At 52.6% G+C, this 16,598-nt stretch carries 6 protein-coding genes, 1 tRNA gene, 3 rRNA genes and 3 pseudogenes; 3 read left to right on the top strand and 10 right to left on the bottom strand.

All coding sequences use genetic code 11. The features are described from left to right. Positions 1-59: 59 nt before the first annotated feature. A complete protein-coding gene (gene metH / locus H2P46_RS15105; protein WP_193405875.1) occupies positions 60-3,743 on the bottom strand; it encodes a methionine synthase in 3,684 nt (1,227 codons plus the stop codon). 210 nt (positions 3,744-3,953) lie between these two features. Here metH and H2P46_RS15100 point away from each other — a divergent pair. After that, positions 3,954-4,412 (top strand): annotated as a pseudogene (locus H2P46_RS15100) (helix-turn-helix domain-containing protein); the annotation flags it as partial. A 66-nt stretch (positions 4,413-4,478) separates the two neighbouring features. On the opposite strand, the gene H2P46_RS23315 reads toward H2P46_RS15100, so the two are convergent. The 8 genes and pseudogenes from H2P46_RS23315 to H2P46_RS15065 form a co-directional block, all read right to left on the bottom strand. Then, entirely contained in the window at positions 4,479-4,568 is a 90-nt protein-coding gene (locus H2P46_RS23315; protein WP_338103648.1) for a hypothetical protein, read from the bottom strand. A 344-nt stretch (positions 4,569-4,912) separates the two neighbouring features. Continuing rightward, a pseudogene (locus tag H2P46_RS15095) lies at positions 4,913-5,668 on the bottom strand (homoserine O-succinyltransferase); the annotation flags it as partial. A 51-nt stretch (positions 5,669-5,719) separates the two neighbouring features. Beyond that, positions 5,720-6,688 carry an IS5 family transposase gene (locus H2P46_RS15090; protein ID WP_193405778.1) on the bottom strand — a complete coding sequence of 323 codons (969 nt, stop codon included), beginning with the start codon at positions 6,686-6,688 and terminating at the stop codon, positions 5,720-5,722. 33 nt (positions 6,689-6,721) lie between these two features. Further along, positions 6,722-6,907, bottom strand: a pseudogene (locus H2P46_RS15085) (homoserine O-acetyltransferase/O-succinyltransferase family protein); the annotation flags it as partial. Positions 6,908-7,280: 373 nt separating this feature from the next. Continuing rightward, positions 7,281-7,396 (bottom strand): 5S ribosomal RNA (gene rrf, locus H2P46_RS15080). A gap of 97 nt (positions 7,397-7,493) precedes the next feature. Continuing rightward, positions 7,494-10,396: ribosomal RNA gene (locus H2P46_RS15075) — 23S ribosomal RNA — on the bottom strand. A 220-nt stretch (positions 10,397-10,616) separates the two neighbouring features. Continuing rightward, a tRNA-Glu gene (locus tag H2P46_RS15070) sits at positions 10,617-10,691 on the bottom strand. Between the two features lie 90 nt (positions 10,692-10,781). Further along, positions 10,782-12,323, bottom strand: a 16S ribosomal RNA gene (locus H2P46_RS15065). The 16S, 23S and 5S rRNA genes sit together here with 1 tRNA gene alongside, the layout of an rRNA operon. Positions 12,324-12,959: 636 nt before the next feature. Here H2P46_RS15065 and purH point away from each other — a divergent pair. Both purH and purD read left to right on the top strand, forming a co-directional pair. After that, positions 12,960-14,549 carry a bifunctional phosphoribosylaminoimidazolecarboxamide formyltransferase/IMP cyclohydrolase gene (purH, locus tag H2P46_RS15060; RefSeq protein ID WP_193405777.1) on the top strand — a complete coding sequence of 530 codons (1,590 nt, stop codon included), beginning with the start codon at positions 12,960-12,962 and terminating at the stop codon, positions 14,547-14,549. 18 nt (positions 14,550-14,567) lie between these two features. Further along, positions 14,568-15,848, top strand: coding sequence for a phosphoribosylamine--glycine ligase (gene purD, locus H2P46_RS15055; RefSeq protein ID WP_193405776.1), 1,281 nt, complete (start codon positions 14,568-14,570; stop codon positions 15,846-15,848). 35 nt (positions 15,849-15,883) lie between these two features. On the opposite strand, the gene H2P46_RS15050 is transcribed toward purD, so the two are convergent. Further along, on the bottom strand, positions 15,884-16,546 hold the full coding sequence (locus H2P46_RS15050) for a DUF1481 domain-containing protein (RefSeq protein ID WP_193405775.1): 663 nt from the start codon (positions 16,544-16,546) through the stop codon (positions 15,884-15,886). Between the last annotated feature and the right edge of the window lie 52 nt (positions 16,547-16,598).

Genomic DNA, 16,598 nt, shown 5'->3' with positions numbered 1-16,598 from the left:
TTCGCAATGCTGAGCGAAGAAGCCAGGATGCGCCAGCGAGATAGCTGGCGCCAGGATTTTTAGTCTGCGTCGTAGCCAAGGTTGGGTGCCAGCCAGCGCTCGACCTCCGACACCGGCATACCTTTGCGTGCGGCGTAATCTTCAACCTGATCGCGCTGAATCTGCGCCACGGCGAAATAGCGGCTGTCAGGATGGCTAAAGTACCAGCCCGAAACCGATGCGCCCGGCCACATGGCAAAAGATTCTGTCAGCTTCATTCCCGTCATGGCTTCAACATCCAGTAGCTGCCAGATTGTCGCCTTTTCGGTGTGTTCCGGACATGCCGGGTAACCAGGTGCCGGACGAATGCCCTGATAATTTTCGCGGATCAGCTCTTCCTTGCTGAGATTCTCGTTAGGCGAGAAGCCCCATATCACTTTACGTACCCGCTCATGCAGATACTCGGCAAACGCTTCCGCCAGGCGATCGGCAAGCGCCTTTACCATGATTTTGTTGTAGTCATCATGCTGGCGGTCGTAAGCCTCCGCTAGTTCATCTTCTTCCAACCCGCCGGTAACAGCGAATGCGCCCAGGTAATCCGCTTTACCGCTGGTTTTCGGCGCGACGAAATCGGCCAGACAATAGTTGGCAAAGTCGGTTTTCTCGGTTTGCTGACGTAAGTGATGACTTACACACAGTATTTCATTGCGCTGTTCATCCTTGTAAATATGCACATCATCTCCAACGCGGTTGGCCGGAAAAATACCGACCACGCCGCGCGGCTTCAGCGCGCCGTTTTCACTCAGCATATCGAGCATGGCATTGGCATCGGCAAACAGGCGCTTCGCCTCTTCACCCACCACTTCATCTTCAAGGATGCGCGGATATTTGCCCGCCAGCGACCAGGTCATAAAGAATGGCGTCCAGTCGATATAGTTTCGCAGCGTATCAATACTGGCCTCCACGGCGCTGACACCGAGACGATGCGCCATCGGCGGCGTGTAATTTTCCCAGTCAAGGCTGGTCGCATTATCACGGGCGACCTGCAAGGAAACCGGCGGCGTACGCGGTTTTTTACGGGCATGTTGAATACGTACGGTTTCGTACTCTTTGCGGGTACGCGCCACGAAATCATCTTTCAGGGAGGACGAAAGCAGCGAAGAGACCACGCCAACCGTGCGCGAGGCGTTCTGCACATATACTGTTGGGCCACTGTAGTTTTGCTCAATTTTCACCGCAGTGTGCGCTTTTGAAGTGGTCGCGCCGCCAATCAGCAGTGGCAGGGTGAAGCCCTGGCGCTCCATCTCTTTGGCCATATTGACCATTTCGTCCAGCGACGGCGTAATCAGGCCAGATAAACCGATGATGTCCGCATTAACTTCACGCGCTGTTTTCAGGATTTTTTCGCCCGGCACCATCACGCCAAGATCGATAATTTCATAGTTATTACACTGCAAAACTACGCCAACGATATTCTTGCCGATGTCGTGTACATCGCCTTTCACCGTCGCCAGCACGATTTTGCCATTGCTACGGCCCGCTTCTTTGCTGGCCTCAATAAATGGCTCCAGATAGGCAACCGCCTGCTTCATCACGCGTGCTGATTTCACCACCTGCGGCAGAAACATTTTTCCTTCACCAAACAGGTCGCCGACTACGTTCATCCCTGACATTAGCGGGCCTTCAATCACTTCAATCGGGCGCGGAGCCTGCTGGCGTGCTTCTTCGGTGTCTTGCTCAATAAATTCGGTAATACCTTTTACCAGCGAATATTCCAGACGCTTCACGACATCCCAGCTGCGCCATTCGGCCTGCTGCTTCTCCTGCGCGCCGTCGCTTTTATCGCTGCGATATTTTTCTGCCAGATCCAGCAGGCGTTCAGTGCCATCATCGCGGCGGTTGAGGATCACATCTTCAACCGCATCGCGTAACTCAGCTGGCAAATCATCATAAATTGCCAGCTGACCAGCATTGACGATGCCCATATCCATGCCTTTACGGATGGCATAGTAGAGAAATACCGCGTGGATAGCCTCACGTACCGGATCGTTGCCCCGGAAGGAGAACGAGACGTTGGACACCCCACCGGAGATCATCGCATGCGGCAGTTCGCGCTTGATGTCTTCACAGGCGCCGATAAAGTCCATTGCGTAATTGTTGTGTTCTTCAATACCGGTCGCAACCGCGAAAATATTGGGATCGAAAATGATGTCTTCCGGCGGGAAACCCACTTGCCCGGTAAGAATTTTGTAGGCACGACGGCAGATTTCAATTTTACGCGCTCGCGTATCTGCCTGGCCAACTTCATCAAACGCCATCACCACCATCGCAGCACCGTAGCGACGAACCTGACGGGCGTGATGAATAAAGGCTTCTTCACCCTCTTTCATAGAAATAGAATTCACAATGCCTTTGCCCTGAATACATTGCAGACCTTTTTCAATCACCTCCCATTTTGAGGAGTCAATCATAATCGGGACACGTGCAATATCAGGTTCGCCCGCGATAAGGTTGAGGAAACGCACCATCGCCGCTTCGGCGTCCAGCATTCCTTCATCCATATTGATGTCAATAATCTGCGCGCCGTTTTCGACCTGCTGTAGCGCGACTTCCAGCGCTTCGTTGTATTTATCTTCTTTGATCAGGCGTTTGAACTTCGCCGAACCCGTAACGTTGGTGCGTTCACCGACGTTCACGAACAGCGATTCAGCAGTAATATTCAACGGCTCAAGGCCGGAAAGGCGACAGGCGACGGGAATGTTTGGCAGCTGGCGAGGCGCAACGCCGTCAACCGCTTTCACCATCGCCGCGATGTGTTCCGGCGTCGTGCCACAGCAGCCACCGATAATATTAAGGAAGCCCGATGTCGCCCACTCTCCAATCTGCTGCGCCATAATTTCAGCATCCAGATCGTATTCGCCAAACGCATTTGGTAATCCCGCATTGGGATGAGCGGTGACGTAGCCTTCCGCAATGCGCGACAGCTCTGCCACATACTGACGCAATTCATCCGGGTCAAGCGCACAGTTGAGACCAAACGACAGCGGCTCCGCATGACGCAGCGAGTTATAAAAGGCTTCAGTCGTTTGACCAGACAATGTACGTCCTGACGCATCGGTGATGGTGCCGGAGATCATCAGAGGCAATTTAACCCCAAGCGCTTCCATCTCAGTCTGTACCGCGTAGATCGCGGCTTTAGCATTCAGGGTATCGAACACCGTTTCAATCATGATGAGATCGGCTCCCCCTTTCACCAGCGCACGCGTCGATTCGCGGTAAGCTTCCACCAGCTGATTGAAAGTCACGTTTCGATAAGCGGGATCGTTAACGTCAGGCGAGATCGAGCAGGTACGGTTAGTCGGGCCTAATACACCCGCCACATAGCGCGGCCGATCCGGCGTTTTCGCCGTCCATTCATCAGCACAGGCGCGCGCCAGCTTCGCCGCTTCAAAGTTGATCTCCGCCGATAACGCTTCCATCTGATAATCAGCCATCGCAATGGTGGTCGCGTTAAAGGTGTTGGTTTCGAGAATATCCGCACCGGCGGCAAGATACGCGTCATGGATCTCGCGGATCACCTCCGGCTTGCTCAGTACCAGCAGATCGTTGTTACCTTTGAGATCGCAAGGCCAGTCAGCGAAACGGCTGCCGCGAAAATCCTGCTCATCCAGCTTATAGCTCTGGATCATCGTGCCCATGCCACCGTCTAACACCATAATGCGTTGCGCGAGCTGCTGATGCAGCGCTTCGATTTTGTTGCTCACTGTTGCCTCGTTCCCTTCAATCTGCTGGCTGAAATACCAGCCCGACATACTGGCATAACTTTGTTAAGGGTAAAAGCAACCTTGCGTGAGACATTTTCAGTCAACAGCCGCAACGGGTCTGACCAGAAAGGCGCTGTTTGCAAATCAGCCATTTGCAAATCAGCCAATTAAAACGAAAATGATTTTCCGATTGCGAAAGGAGAAAGAGCAATGACAACGCCCGTCACCGCAAAACGCGGTAAAAAATCTCGCGGTACGTTCGCTTCTGCCGCTCCCGTCGGTGGCCAGGTCTAGTCTTTAACCCGCGGTCCGAGGCTGCTGGAATTCATCACTGAATCTCACGGCAGCGTAGCGCTGACCGAACTGGCGCAGCAGGCCGGTTTACCTAATTCTACAACCCAGCGTTTACTGACCACCATGCAGCAACAAGGCTTTGTCCGTCAGGTTGGCGATCTCGGCTTCTGAACGATTGGCGCGCACGCCTTTGTGGTTGGCAGCAGCTTCCTGCAGAGCCGCAATCTGTTTGCACTGGTGCATCCGGTGTTGCGCAGGCTGGTGGAGATGTCCGGTGAAACCGTAAATCTGGCAGTATTGGATCTCAGCGATCATCAGGCAGTCATTATCGATCAAGTGCAGTGTACGCAGCTGATGCGCATGTCGGCCCCCATTGTATTCAGGCCAACTGTGATCGAGCAGTTTCCACAGGATCTCATCTATCTGAAATACCGCCGGTAGCTAACCTTTGTCGTAACCTTGCTGCCATTGTTCTCGCGTCGTTAACAATGCTTCACGCTGTGGGGCAAAGCGTGCGACGAGTTCTTGCAGAAAGTGAATGACCTCGGGGTAAGGAGCTGCTGCTCCGCATGTTTAAAGGACTGAGTGAAATGTAAGGCACTACAGCTGTCATGGAGGCTTACTCCTGTTATTAGCGGGATCGCAGGATGATTTTTACGTACCGGACAATTTTTAAGCTACAGGCCCAAAGCATATTCATTTTATTTTTAAAATAAAAACTATTTCTATTTTAAAATTAAATATTGATTAGCTATTTTATAAACAAGAGATTAAAAATTATTTACTGGAAGGAATGGTTTCCATTATGGGAATTCCGGGCATAAAAAAACCGTGCCAGCTAAAGGCTGACACGGCGGATCCGACAAATTTTAATTTTATTCCAGCGTTGGATTCATATGGCGCAGATCGTATGGCGTGATTTGGTAGACATAATAATTGAGCCAGTTAGAGAATAATAAATTGCCGTGGCTACGCCATGTGGCACGCGGCGGTAGCTCAGGATTATCCTGGGGAAAATAATTATGCGGAATATCGGGGTTTAACCCGGCATCGTAATCACGATGATACTCACCTGATAATGTCAGCGCGTCATATTCTGGATGCCCGGTGACAAATGCCAACCGTTTATCCTTACTTGCCATTAAATATGCGCCAGTTTGTTCTGATTCAGCAAACAGTTCGAGATCGGTGTAATCGGTGATCAGTTGCGTTGGGAAATCGGCATAGCGTGAATGCGGAGCCAGAAAATTATCGTCGAATCCCCGTGTCAGCAAAGCATGCGGATGCAGAATTTGATGTTCGAAAACCCCGGATAATTTCTTCTGACGCGTTTGCTTAGGAATGCCGTAAAGAATGTTTAACGCAGCCTGAACCGCCCAACAGACGAACAGCGTTGAGGTCACATGCTCTTTCGCCCAATGCAATATGCGCTGAATTTGAGGCCAGTAAGCGACGTCATTAAAATCAACCAGACCCAAGGGTGCACCAGTAACGATTAAGCCGTCAAAATTGTCATGCTGTATATCTTCAAAATTGCAGTAGAAGTTATTGAGATGCTCTGTAGGCGTATTACGGGATTCGCGGCTATCAATACGCAGCAGCTGAATATCAATCTGCAATGGCGAGTGGCTTTGTTGAATAAATCAGCTTCAGGACGAGTGACTCTGTAGCTGACCGGGTTTTCAGGCAATACGCACGCTTTCTGGCATACCAGCCTTCGTTATTTTATTCAGCGCACGCACCATGCCCAAAGCCTCTGCTACCTGACCATCGTAATCACGCAGCGTCAGTGAACCTCCGAACAGTTGCTTTACCCTGTACATGGCCGTCTCCGCTATCGAGCGACGGTTGTAATCTGTTGTCCATTTCCACCGGGCATTACTCCCGGTCAGCCGCTGATTCGCTCCTGCACGGTTACGGTCTGCGTACTCTACGGGCCAGTAACCCGCTCCTTTTCGGGGCGGGATGAGGGCACTGATTTTCTTGCGCCGCAGTTCATCGTGACAGAGTCGGGTGTCGTAAGCGCCGTCTGCTGCGGCTGCCCTGATTTTTCTGTGTGTCTGCCGGATAAGACCCGGGAAAGCTTCTGAGTCCGTGACGTTGTTCAGAGACAGGTCCGCGCAGATGACTTCATGTGTTCTGCTGTCAACGGCCAGATGCAGCTTCCGCCAGGTACGACGGCGCTCTTTGCCGTGATTTTTGACTTTCCATTCGCCTTCACCAAAAACCTTCAGCCCGGTGGAATCAATCACCAGGTGTGCGATTTCACCCCGGGTGGGTGTTTTGAAACAGACATTAACCGACTTTGCCCGCTTGCTGACACTGCTGTAATCCGGGCAGCGCAACGGAACGTTCATCAGGGCAAAAATGGAATCAATAAAACCCTGCGCAGCCCGCAGGGTCAGCCGGAACAGGCGTTTAATCATCAGGACGGTGGTGATGGCAAGGTCAGAATAGCGCTGAGGTCTTCCCCGTGATGAAGGCGTTGCCGACTCATACCAGGCATGAGTCGCTTCATCGTCCAGCCAGAAAGTGAGGGAGCCACGGTTGATGAGGGCTTTGTTGTAGGTGGGCCAGTTGGTGATTTTGAACTTTTGCTTTGCCACGGAACGGTCTGTGTTGTCGGGAGGATGCGTGATCTGATCCTTCAACTCAGCAAAAGTTCGATTTATTCAACAAAGCCATGGCGAGTAAGAAAGTAAACGCAGGAACTGATTTTCTGTCTCAATCTTTTTTGGCATAAGGTTGAGTACCAGCACCTTAAGCGGACGGATCTCCTGAACACTGGCGCGCGACGAGGCCATCACAAAAACATTTTCGTTACGCAAAAAATTTACTGCCGGTAATTCGTCGGGAACCCTGATTGGCATAGCCTGCTTACCTCACACAACCATATAAACGTTTAGACATCCAGATGCCCAACCTTAGCCTGGCGATTATGCAATGTCGAGCCTTCATGCAGAATATGAAAATGTTTCAGCTTAAATCAGCAAAGGGGTTGATAAAGGGTGAGATGGAGTATCGCTGCTGCTATGGCGATATAGATTATTCGCCGTGAGACTACGCGTATGAGAATACAGTGGTGCTATTCGCGTCTGTTAGCGAAAATTTGAAAGCGACAGTTTGACACCGCCTGGAATTTTGCAGGAAACCGACAGAGCTGGCTTTTATCGCGTTAAAACGGTCCGGGAACCGGACGTAAAAAAGCCCTTTGCATATGCAAAGGGCTTTCTCTTATTTGATGCCTGGCAGTTCCCTACTCTCGCATGGGGAGACCCCACACTACCATCGGCGCTACGGCGTTTCACTTCTGAGTTCGGCATGGGATCAGGTGGGACCACCGCGCTACGGCCGCCAGGCAAATTCTGTTTTATTCACGCCGTCACCCTCAGGTAACCACGTGAACCAGTCCGTGAACCAAGCTGAAAACCGGTCTCAAAACGCCTCTGGCGTTGTAAGGTTAAGCCTCACGGGTCATTAGTACCGGTCAGCTCAACGCATCGCTGCGCTTACACATCCGGCCTATCAACGTCGTCGTCTTCAACGTCCCTTCAGGACCCTTAAAGGGTCAGGGAAAACTCATCTCGGGGCAAGTTTCGTGCTTAGATGCTTTCAGCACTTATCTTTTCCGCACTTAGCTACCGGGCAGTGCCACTGGCGTGACAACCCGGACACCAGCGGTGCGTTCACTCCGGTCCTCTCGTACTAGGAGCAACCCCCCTCAGTTTTCCAGCGCCCACGGCAGATAGGGACCGAACTGTCTCACGACGTTCTAAACCCAGCTCGCGTACCACTTTAAACGGCGAACAGCCGTACCCTTGGGACCTACTTCAGCCCCAGGATGTGATGAGCCGACATCGAGGTGCCAAACACCGCCGTCGATATGAACTCTTGGGCGGTATCAGCCTGTTATCCCCGGAGTACCTTTTATCCGTTGAGCGATGGCCCTTCCATTCAGAACCACCGGATCACTATGACCTGCTTTCGCACCTGCTCGCGCCGTCACGCTCGCAGTCAAGCCAGCTTATGCCATTGCACTAACCTCACGATGTCCGACCGTGATTAGCTGACCTTCGTGCTCCTCCGTTACGCTTTAGGAGGAGACCGCCCCAGTCAAACTACCCACCAGACACTGTCCGCAGCCCGGATCACGGGCCTACGTTAGAACATCAAACATTAAAGGGTGGTATTTCAAGGATGGCTCCACGCAGACTGGCGTCCACGCTTCAAAGCCTCCCACCTATCCTACACATCAAGGCTCAAGGTTCAGTGTCAAGCTGTAGTAAAGGTTCACGGGGTCTTTCCGTCTTGCCGCGGGTACACTGCATCTTCACAGCGAGTTCAATTTCACTGAGTCCCGGGTGGAGACAGCCTGGCCATCATTACGCCATTCGTGCAGGTCGGAACTTACCCGACAAGGAATTTCGCTACCTTAGGACCGTTATAGTTACGGCCGCCGTTTACCGGGGCTTCAATCAGGAGCTTCTCTTGCGATAACCCCATCAGTTAACCTTCCGGCACCGGGCAGGCGTCACACCGTATACGTCCACTTTCGTGTTTGCACAGTGCTGTGTTTTTAATAAACAGTTGCAGCCAGCTGGTATCTTCGACTGGCTTCAGCTCCGGGAGCATGTCCCTTCACCTACGCGCCAGCGTGCCTTCTCCCGAAGTTACGGCACCATTTTGCCTAGTTCCTTCACCCGGGTTCTCTCAAGCGCCTGGGTATTCTCTACCTGACCACCTGTGTCGGTTTGGGGTACGATTTCGTGTTACCTGGAGCTTAGAGGCTTTTCCTGGAAGCAGGGCATCTGTCACTTCAGCACCGTAGTGCCTCGTCATCACGCCTCAGCGTAGAGTGTGCCGGATTTGCCTGGCACACACGCCTACACGCTTAAACCGGGACAACCGTCGCCCGGCTGACACAGCCTTCTCCGTCCCCCCTTCGCAGTAACACCAAGTACAGGAATATTAACCTGTTTCCCATCGACTACGCCTTTCGGCCTCGCCTTAGGGGTCGACTCACCCTGCTCCGATTAACGTTGAACAGGAACCCTTGGTCTTCCGGCGAGCGGGCTTTTCACCCGCTTTATCGTTACTTATGTCAGCATTCGCACTTCTGATACCTCCAGCAGACCTCACAGTCCGCCTTCGACGGCTTACAGAACGCTCCCCTACCCAGCGGCGCTTACGCGCCGCTGCCGCAGCTTCGGTGCATGGTTTAGCCCCGTTACATCTTCCGCGCAGGCCGACTCGACCAGTGAGCTATTACGCTTTCTTTAAATGATGGCTGCTTCTAAGCCAACATCCTGGCTGTCTGGGCCTTCCCACATCGTTTCCCACTTAACCATGACTTTGGGACCTTAGCTGGCGGTCTGGGTTGTTTCCCTCTTCACGACGGACGTTAGCACCCGCCGTGTGTCTCCCGTGATAACATTCTCCGGTATTCGTAGTTTGCATCGGGTTGGTAAGCCGGGATGGCCCCCTAGCCGAAACAGTGCTCTACCCCCGGAGATGAATTCACGAGGCGCTACCTAAATAGCTTTCGGGGAGAACCAGCTATCTCCCGGTTTGATTGGCCTTTCACCCCCAGCCACAGGTCATCCGCTAATTTTTCAACATTAGTCGGTTCGGTCCTCCAGTTAGTGTTACCCAACCTTCAACCTGCCCATGGCTAGATCACCGGGTTTCGGGTCTATACCCTGCAACTTGTCGCCCGGTTAAGACTCGGTTTCCCTGCGGCTCCCCTATACGGTTAACCTTGCTACAGAATATAAGTCGCTGACCCATTATACAAAAGGTACGCAGTCACACCACGAAGGTGCTCCCACTGCTTGTACGTACACGGTTTCAGGTTCTGTTTCACTCCCCTCGCCGGGGTTCTTTTCGCCTTTCCCTCACGGTACTGGTTCACTATCGGTCAGTCAGGAGTATTTAGCCTTGGAGGATGGTCCCCCCGTCTTCAGACAGGATATCACGTGTCCCGCCTTACTCATCGAGCTCACAGCCTGTGTGTCTTCGTGTACGGGACTGTCACCCTGTACCGTGCGCCTTTCCAGACGCTTCCACTGACACACACGCTGATTCAGACTCTGGGCTCCTCCCCGTTCGCTCGCCGCTACTGGGGGAATCTCGGTTGATTTCTTTTCCTCGGGGTACTTAGATGTTTCAGTTCCCCCGGTTCGCCTCGTAACACTATGTATTCATGTTACGATGATGCACAGAGTGCACCGGGTTTCCCCATTCGGACATCGCCGGCTGTAGCGGTTCATATCACCTTACCGGCGCTTTACGCAGATTAGCACGTCCTTCATCGCCTCTGACTGCCAGGGCATCCACCGTGTACGCTTGGTCGCTTAACCTTACAACCCACAGGCGTTTTACGCATGCAGACTGCAAAGCTGAGACCCGGACACACCGTTAATTTCACTCTTATTACGGAGAATGAACACGGCGTGTCGTTTCAATTTTCAGCTTGTTCCGGATTGTTAAAGAGCAAATATCTCAAACACGGCGCCGCTGTTTACCCGCGAAACCGGTTTTGAGATACTGGGGAGACACCTTTCACCTGTCACCAAGCAGTGGCGTCCCCTAGGGGATTCGAACCCCTGTTGCCGCCGTGAAAGGGCGGAGTCCTAACCGCTAGACGAAGGGGACACGAATGTGTCACGACTTCGCAGCCGTCCTGCTTCTTTACGTTTTCATCAGACAATCTGTGTGAGCACTTCGCAGGAAGGTATCTTCAGGTAAGGAGGTGATCCAACCGCAGGTTCCCCTACGGTTACCTTGTTACGACTTCACCCCAGTCATGAATCACAAAGTGGTAAGCGCCCTCCCGGAGGTTAAGCTACCTACTTCTTTTGCAACCCACTCCCATGGTGTGACGGGCGGTGTGTACAAGGCCCGGGAACGTATTCACCGTGGCATTCTGATCCACGATTACTAGCGATTCCGACTTCACGGAGTCGGGTTGCAGACTCCGATCCGGACTACGACGCACTTTATGAGGTCCGCTTGCTCTCGCGAGGTCGCTTCTCTTTGTATGCGCCATTGTAGCACGTGCGTAGCCCTGGTCGTAAGGGCCATGATGACTTGACGTCATCCCCACCTTCCTCCGGTTTATCACCGGCAGTCTCCTTTGAGTTCCCGGCCGAACCGCTGGCAACAAAGGATAAGGGTTGCGCTCGTTGCGGGACTTAACCCAACATTTCACAACACGAGCTGACGACAGCCATGCAGCACCTGTCTCACGGCTCCCGAAGGCACTCAGGCATCTCTGCCAGATTCCGTGGATGTCAAGACCAGGTAAGGTTCTTCGCGTTGCATCGAATTAAACCACATGCTCCACCGCTTGTGCGGGCCCCCGTCAATTCATTTGAGTTTTAACCTTGCGGCCGTACTCCCCAGGCGGTCGACTTAACGCGTTAGCTCCGGAAGCCACGCCTCAAGGGCACAGCCTCCAAGTCGACATCGTTTACGGCGTGGACTACCAGGGTATCTAATCCTGTTTGCTCCCCACGCTTTCGCACCTGAGCGTCAGTCTTCGTCCAGGGGGCCGCCTTCGCCACCGGTATTCCTCCAGATCTCTACGCATTTCACCGCTACACCTGGAATTCTACCCCCCTCTACGAGACTCAAGCCTGCCAGTTTCAAATGCAGTTCCCGGGTTGAGCCCGGGGATTTCACATCTGACTTAACAGACCGCCTGCGTGCGCTTTACGCCCAGTAATTCCGATTAACGCTTGCACCCTCCGTATTACCGCGGCTGCTGGCACGGAGTTAGCCGGTGCTTCTTCTGCGGGTAACGTCAATGACGAGGCGTATTAAACCTCATCCCTTCCTCCCCGCTGAAAGTACTTTACAACCCGAAGGCCTTCTTCATACACGCGGCATGGCTGCATCAGGCTTGCGCCCATTGTGCAATATTCCCCACTGCTGCCTCCCGTAGGAGTCTGGACCGTGTCTCAGTTCCAGTGTGGCTGGTCATCCTCTCAGACCAGCTAGGGATCGTCGCCTAGGTGAGCCTTTACCTCACCTACCAGCTAATCCCGTCTGGGCACATCCGATGGTGTGAGGCCCGGAGGTCCCCCACTTTGGTCCGAAGACATTATGCGGTATTAGCCACCGTTTCCAGTGGTTATCCCCCTCCATCGGGCAGTTTCCCAGACATTACTCACCCGTCCGCCACTCGTCGGCAAAGAAGCAAGCTTCTTCCCGTTACCGTCCGACTTGCATGTGTTAGGCCTGCCGCCAGCGTTCAATCTGAGCCATGATCAAACTCTTCAATTAAAAGTCTGATTTGCTGACACCGTTCACTAAAGAACGGCGCAGCGATGCTCTGTGAATTTAACGTCGTAATGAATTACGTGTTCACTCAGCAGAGACTTGATATTTTTTACGTCCGGAGACGCTGATATCAATCCTGCGAGTGCCCACACAGATTGTCTGATAAATTGTTAAAGAGCAGTGCGTACAGCGGCTTAACCGGCTGTCGCGAGGTGGCGTATATTACGCTTTCCTCCTGCAGAGTCAACCTCTTTCTGAGAAGTTTTTCTCCGGCGGCTCAGTCTCCCGAACCTGCCAGCACGTCATACCGTAAGCCGGTGTGCCGTGTCAGTGGAGGCGCATTATAGGGAGTTGTTCGGCATGCGCAACCGCTAAATTCAATAAAAATACGCGTTCGCTGCATTCCACAGCAAAGTCCCGCCTTATACGCAGTTACTCACAAGGTTATCCACATTTTCCGATTGTGCGAATTTAGGCAAGCATCACGCAAACGTTTTCGCTACAATGCCCCGCGATGTGACGGACACCCCTTTTCGGGGCGTTACCTGAAGTTTTCTTTCTCTTTATATATAAAAGAGATCATTAAGCTTGATGTAACGCTCTTATTTACGCGAAACAAAGCCAAGGGATAAAACCACCATGCAACAACGTCGTCCTGTACGCCGCGCTCTGCTCAGTGTTTCTGATAAAGCCGGCATTCTCGAGTTTGCTCAGGCGCTTTCCAACCGCGGTGTCGAACTGCTCTCCACGGGTGGCACAGCTCGCCTACTGGCTGATGCAGGCCTTCCTGTCACTGAAGTGTCTGACTATACCGGTTTCCCAGAGATGATGGATGGACGTGTCAAAACGCTGCACCCGAAAGTACATGGCGGCATTCTGGGCCGTCGTGGCCAGGATGATGCCATTATGGCGCAGCACTCTATTAGTCCCATCGATATGGTGGTCGTTAACCTGTATCCCTTTGCGCAAACTGTCGCTCGTGAGGGTTGTTCACTGGAAGATGCAGTAGAAAACATCGATATTGGTGGCCCGACGATGGTGCGCTCTGCTGCGAAAAACCATAAAGATGTCGCGATTGTCGTTAAGAGCAGCGACTACGAAGCCATCGTGGCCGAGCTGGATGCCAACGAAAACTCCCTGACACTGGCGACCCGTTTCGATCTGGCGATCAAAGCCTTTGAACATACTGCTGCCTATGACAGCATGATTGCCAACTATTTCGGTAGCCTGGTTCCTGCTTACCATGGCGAAAGTAAAGAACCGGCTGGCCGCTTCCCGCGGACCCTTAATCTGAACTTCATCAAAAAGCAGGATATGCGTTACGGCGAAAACAGCCACCAGGATGCGGCGTTCTATATAGAAGAGAATGTGCAGGAGGCTTCCGTTGCAACTGCATTACAGGTTCAGGGCAAGGCGCTGTCTTACAATAATATCGCCGATACGGATGCCGCACTGGAATGCGTAAAAGAATTTAGCGAACCCGCCTGTGTCATCGTTAAGCACGCTAACCCTTGCGGTGTCGCGGTGGACACTTCTCTTCTCGCGGCTTATGAGCGCGCTTACCAAACAGATCCAACGTCAGCCTTCGGCGGTATTATTGCCTTTAACCGTGAGCTGGACGAAGCAACGGCGCAAGCGATTATCAGTCGCCAGTTTGTCGAAGTGATTATTGCGCCTTCTGCAACTGAAGCCGCACTGAAGGTCACGTCTGGCAAGCAAAACGTTCGCGTCCTGATTTGTGGTCAATGGCAGGAACGCGTTAAAGGTCTGGATTTCAAACGTGTCAATGGCGGTTTGCTGGTACAGGATCGCGATTTGGGCATGACTGAAGCCAGCCAATTGCGCCTAGTCAGTAAGCGTCAGCCAACCGAACAGGAACTGCGTGATGCGCTGTTCTGCTGGAAAGTCGCGAAATTCGTTAAATCGAATGCCATTGTTTACGCACGCGACAATATGACCATTGGCATTGGCGCTGGTCAGATGAGCCGCGTTTACTCCGCCAAAATTGCCGGGATTAAAGCCGGTGATGAAGGACTGGAAGTAAAAGGTTCTGCAATGGCATCTGATGCTTTCTTCCCGTTCCGGGACGGGATTGATGCTGCTGCCGCTGTTGGCGTGAGCTGCGTAATTCAACCGGGCGGTTCCATTCGTGATGATGAAGTCATTGCTGCCGCCGATGAACACGGCATTGCAATGATCTTTACTGAAATGCGACATTTCCGTCATTAATCGTCTGGAGAATTAACAATGAAAATTTTAGTTATCGGTAATGGCGGACGTGAACACGCGCTGGCATGGAAGGCCGCGCAATCGCCGCTGGCTGAAACTGTATTTGTTGCGCCGGGTAACGCAGGCACTGCCTTAGAACCTGCGCTGCAAAACGTTGCTATCAACCCGACCGATATAGCTGGCCTGCTGGAATTTGCCCAGCGTGAAAAAATTGATCTGACGATTGTCGGGCCTGAAGCGCCCTTAGTAATTGGCGTGGTTGATACTTTCCGCGCCGCAGGTCTGAAAATTTTCGGCCCAACGCAAGCCGCTGCGCAGCTGGAAGGCTCCAAAGCTTTCACGAAAGATTTCCTCGCTCGCCATAAAATTCCCACCGCGGAATATCAAAATTTTACCGAAGTCGAACCTGCGCTGGCCTACCTGCGCGAAAAAAGCGCGCCTATTGTCATTAAAGCGGATGGACTCGCAGCCGGTAAAGGGGTGATCGTTGCGATGACGTTGCAGGAAGCAGAAGATGCCGTGCACGATATGCTGGCGGGTAATGCCTTCGGTGACGCGGGTCACCGCATCGTTATTGAAGAGTTCCTGGATGGCGAAGAAGCCAGTTTTATTGTGATGGTTGATGGCGAGCATGTATTGCCCATGGCCACCAGTCAGGATCACAAACGTGTCGGCGATGGCGATACCGGTCCAAATACTGGCGGCATGGGCGCTTACTCCCCGGCTCCGGTAGTGTCTGATGAGATCCACCAGCGCGTGATGGACCAGGTTATCTGGCCTACCGTACGTGGTATGGCAGCAGAAGGTAACGTCTATACCGGTTTTCTGTATGCAGGGTTAATGATCGATCCGTCAGGTCAGCCGAAAGTGATCGAATTCAACTGTCGCTTTGGCGATCCGGAAACGCAACCGATCATGCTGCGCCTTCAGTCGGATCTGGTGGATCTTTGCCTGGCTGCCTGTGAAGGCAAACTGGACAAGAAAGATTCGCAGTGGGATCCGCGTCCCGCGCTGGGTGTCGTGCTGGCAGCCGGTGGCTATCCCGGCAACTACAGCACGGGTAATCAGATCCATGGATTGCCGCTTGAAGAACCCGCCGATGGCAAAGTTTTCCATGCGGGAACGCGTCTTGCAGATGATTTGGTACTGACTAACGGTGGTCGCGTACTGTGTGTGACGGCATTAGGAGACAATGTTGCCGCAGCTCAGAAGCGCGCTTATGAACTGGCACAGCCCATATCATGGCAAGGCAGTTTCTGCCGGCGCGATATTGGCTACCGCGCCATTAACCGCAAATAAGCAAAAAAGGGGCATTCGTGTCCCTTTTTATTGTCTTATAAATCTGCTTCTTTTGGCTGCTCTGCGCAGTCATTACGCTGACTTACCAGCAAAAGCTGAACACCTTCCGGTGCTTCCAGCCATGAAACCATTAACGGTATTTTTGCCCCGCGCTGCTGCTGCGCCAGTGTCTGTAATGCGTTTGCATCAAAGGCTGGCGTAACCTGCTGTCCTTCACAGGTCTGAACGGTATGACTACCTTGCCAGTGTCCTTGTTTGAGCAATACCTGACCACTTAACAGCGCATCACTGACTTTACGCATACGTTGTGCGTCAAACTTATACAGCTCAACGGCATTCGGGCTAACAGCCTCACGCCGTCCTGCAAGCTGGCGCTGCATAAAATTCAAATGACCTTTCTGATCAAAACGCAGCGTGACATTATCCGTCTGTTTACCCCTCACTTTTCGCTGTACGCTGATCAAGGCATCTTCCAGCCAGATGTAATCGGTGGTTTCAACCATATCGCTATTAAAAGGCGTGAAAATGGTGTGCAGGTGAATCGATTGATGGACACTATTCTTGCGCCAGATGCGCACGGCACCGCGATCGGCAAGATAACCACTGGCAGAAAAAGCCGGAATATCGGCAGTTGAACTGCATCCAGTAAAGAAGAGAGGGAGGATCAGGGCGGTTAAACGCTGGTACAGCGGAGACATGGTAGTTGGCCTCTTAAACAAAAGGGGCGAAAACGCCCCCTGTTTTAAAGCT

Source organism: Mixta mediterraneensis, from assembly GCF_014946725.1.
In the GTDB taxonomy this organism is placed as follows: Bacteria; Pseudomonadota; Gammaproteobacteria; order Enterobacterales; family Enterobacteriaceae; genus Pantoea; species Pantoea mediterraneensis.
The sequence above is the reverse complement of the archived record's forward strand: the minus strand, read 5'-3'. Positions and strand labels throughout refer to the sequence as shown.

Excerpts from the sequence above, each read along its gene's own strand:
- purH (WP_193405777.1), top strand. The coding sequence starts at position 12,960 with ATGCAACAACGTCGTCCTGTACGCCGCGCTCTGCTCAGTGTTTCTGAT.
- purD (WP_193405776.1), top strand. The coding sequence starts at position 14,568 with ATGAAAATTTTAGTTATCGGTAATGGCGGACGTGAACACGCGCTGGCA.
- H2P46_RS15050 (WP_193405775.1), bottom strand. The coding sequence starts at position 16,546 with ATGTCTCCGCTGTACCAGCGTTTAACCGCCCTGATCCTCCCTCTCTTC.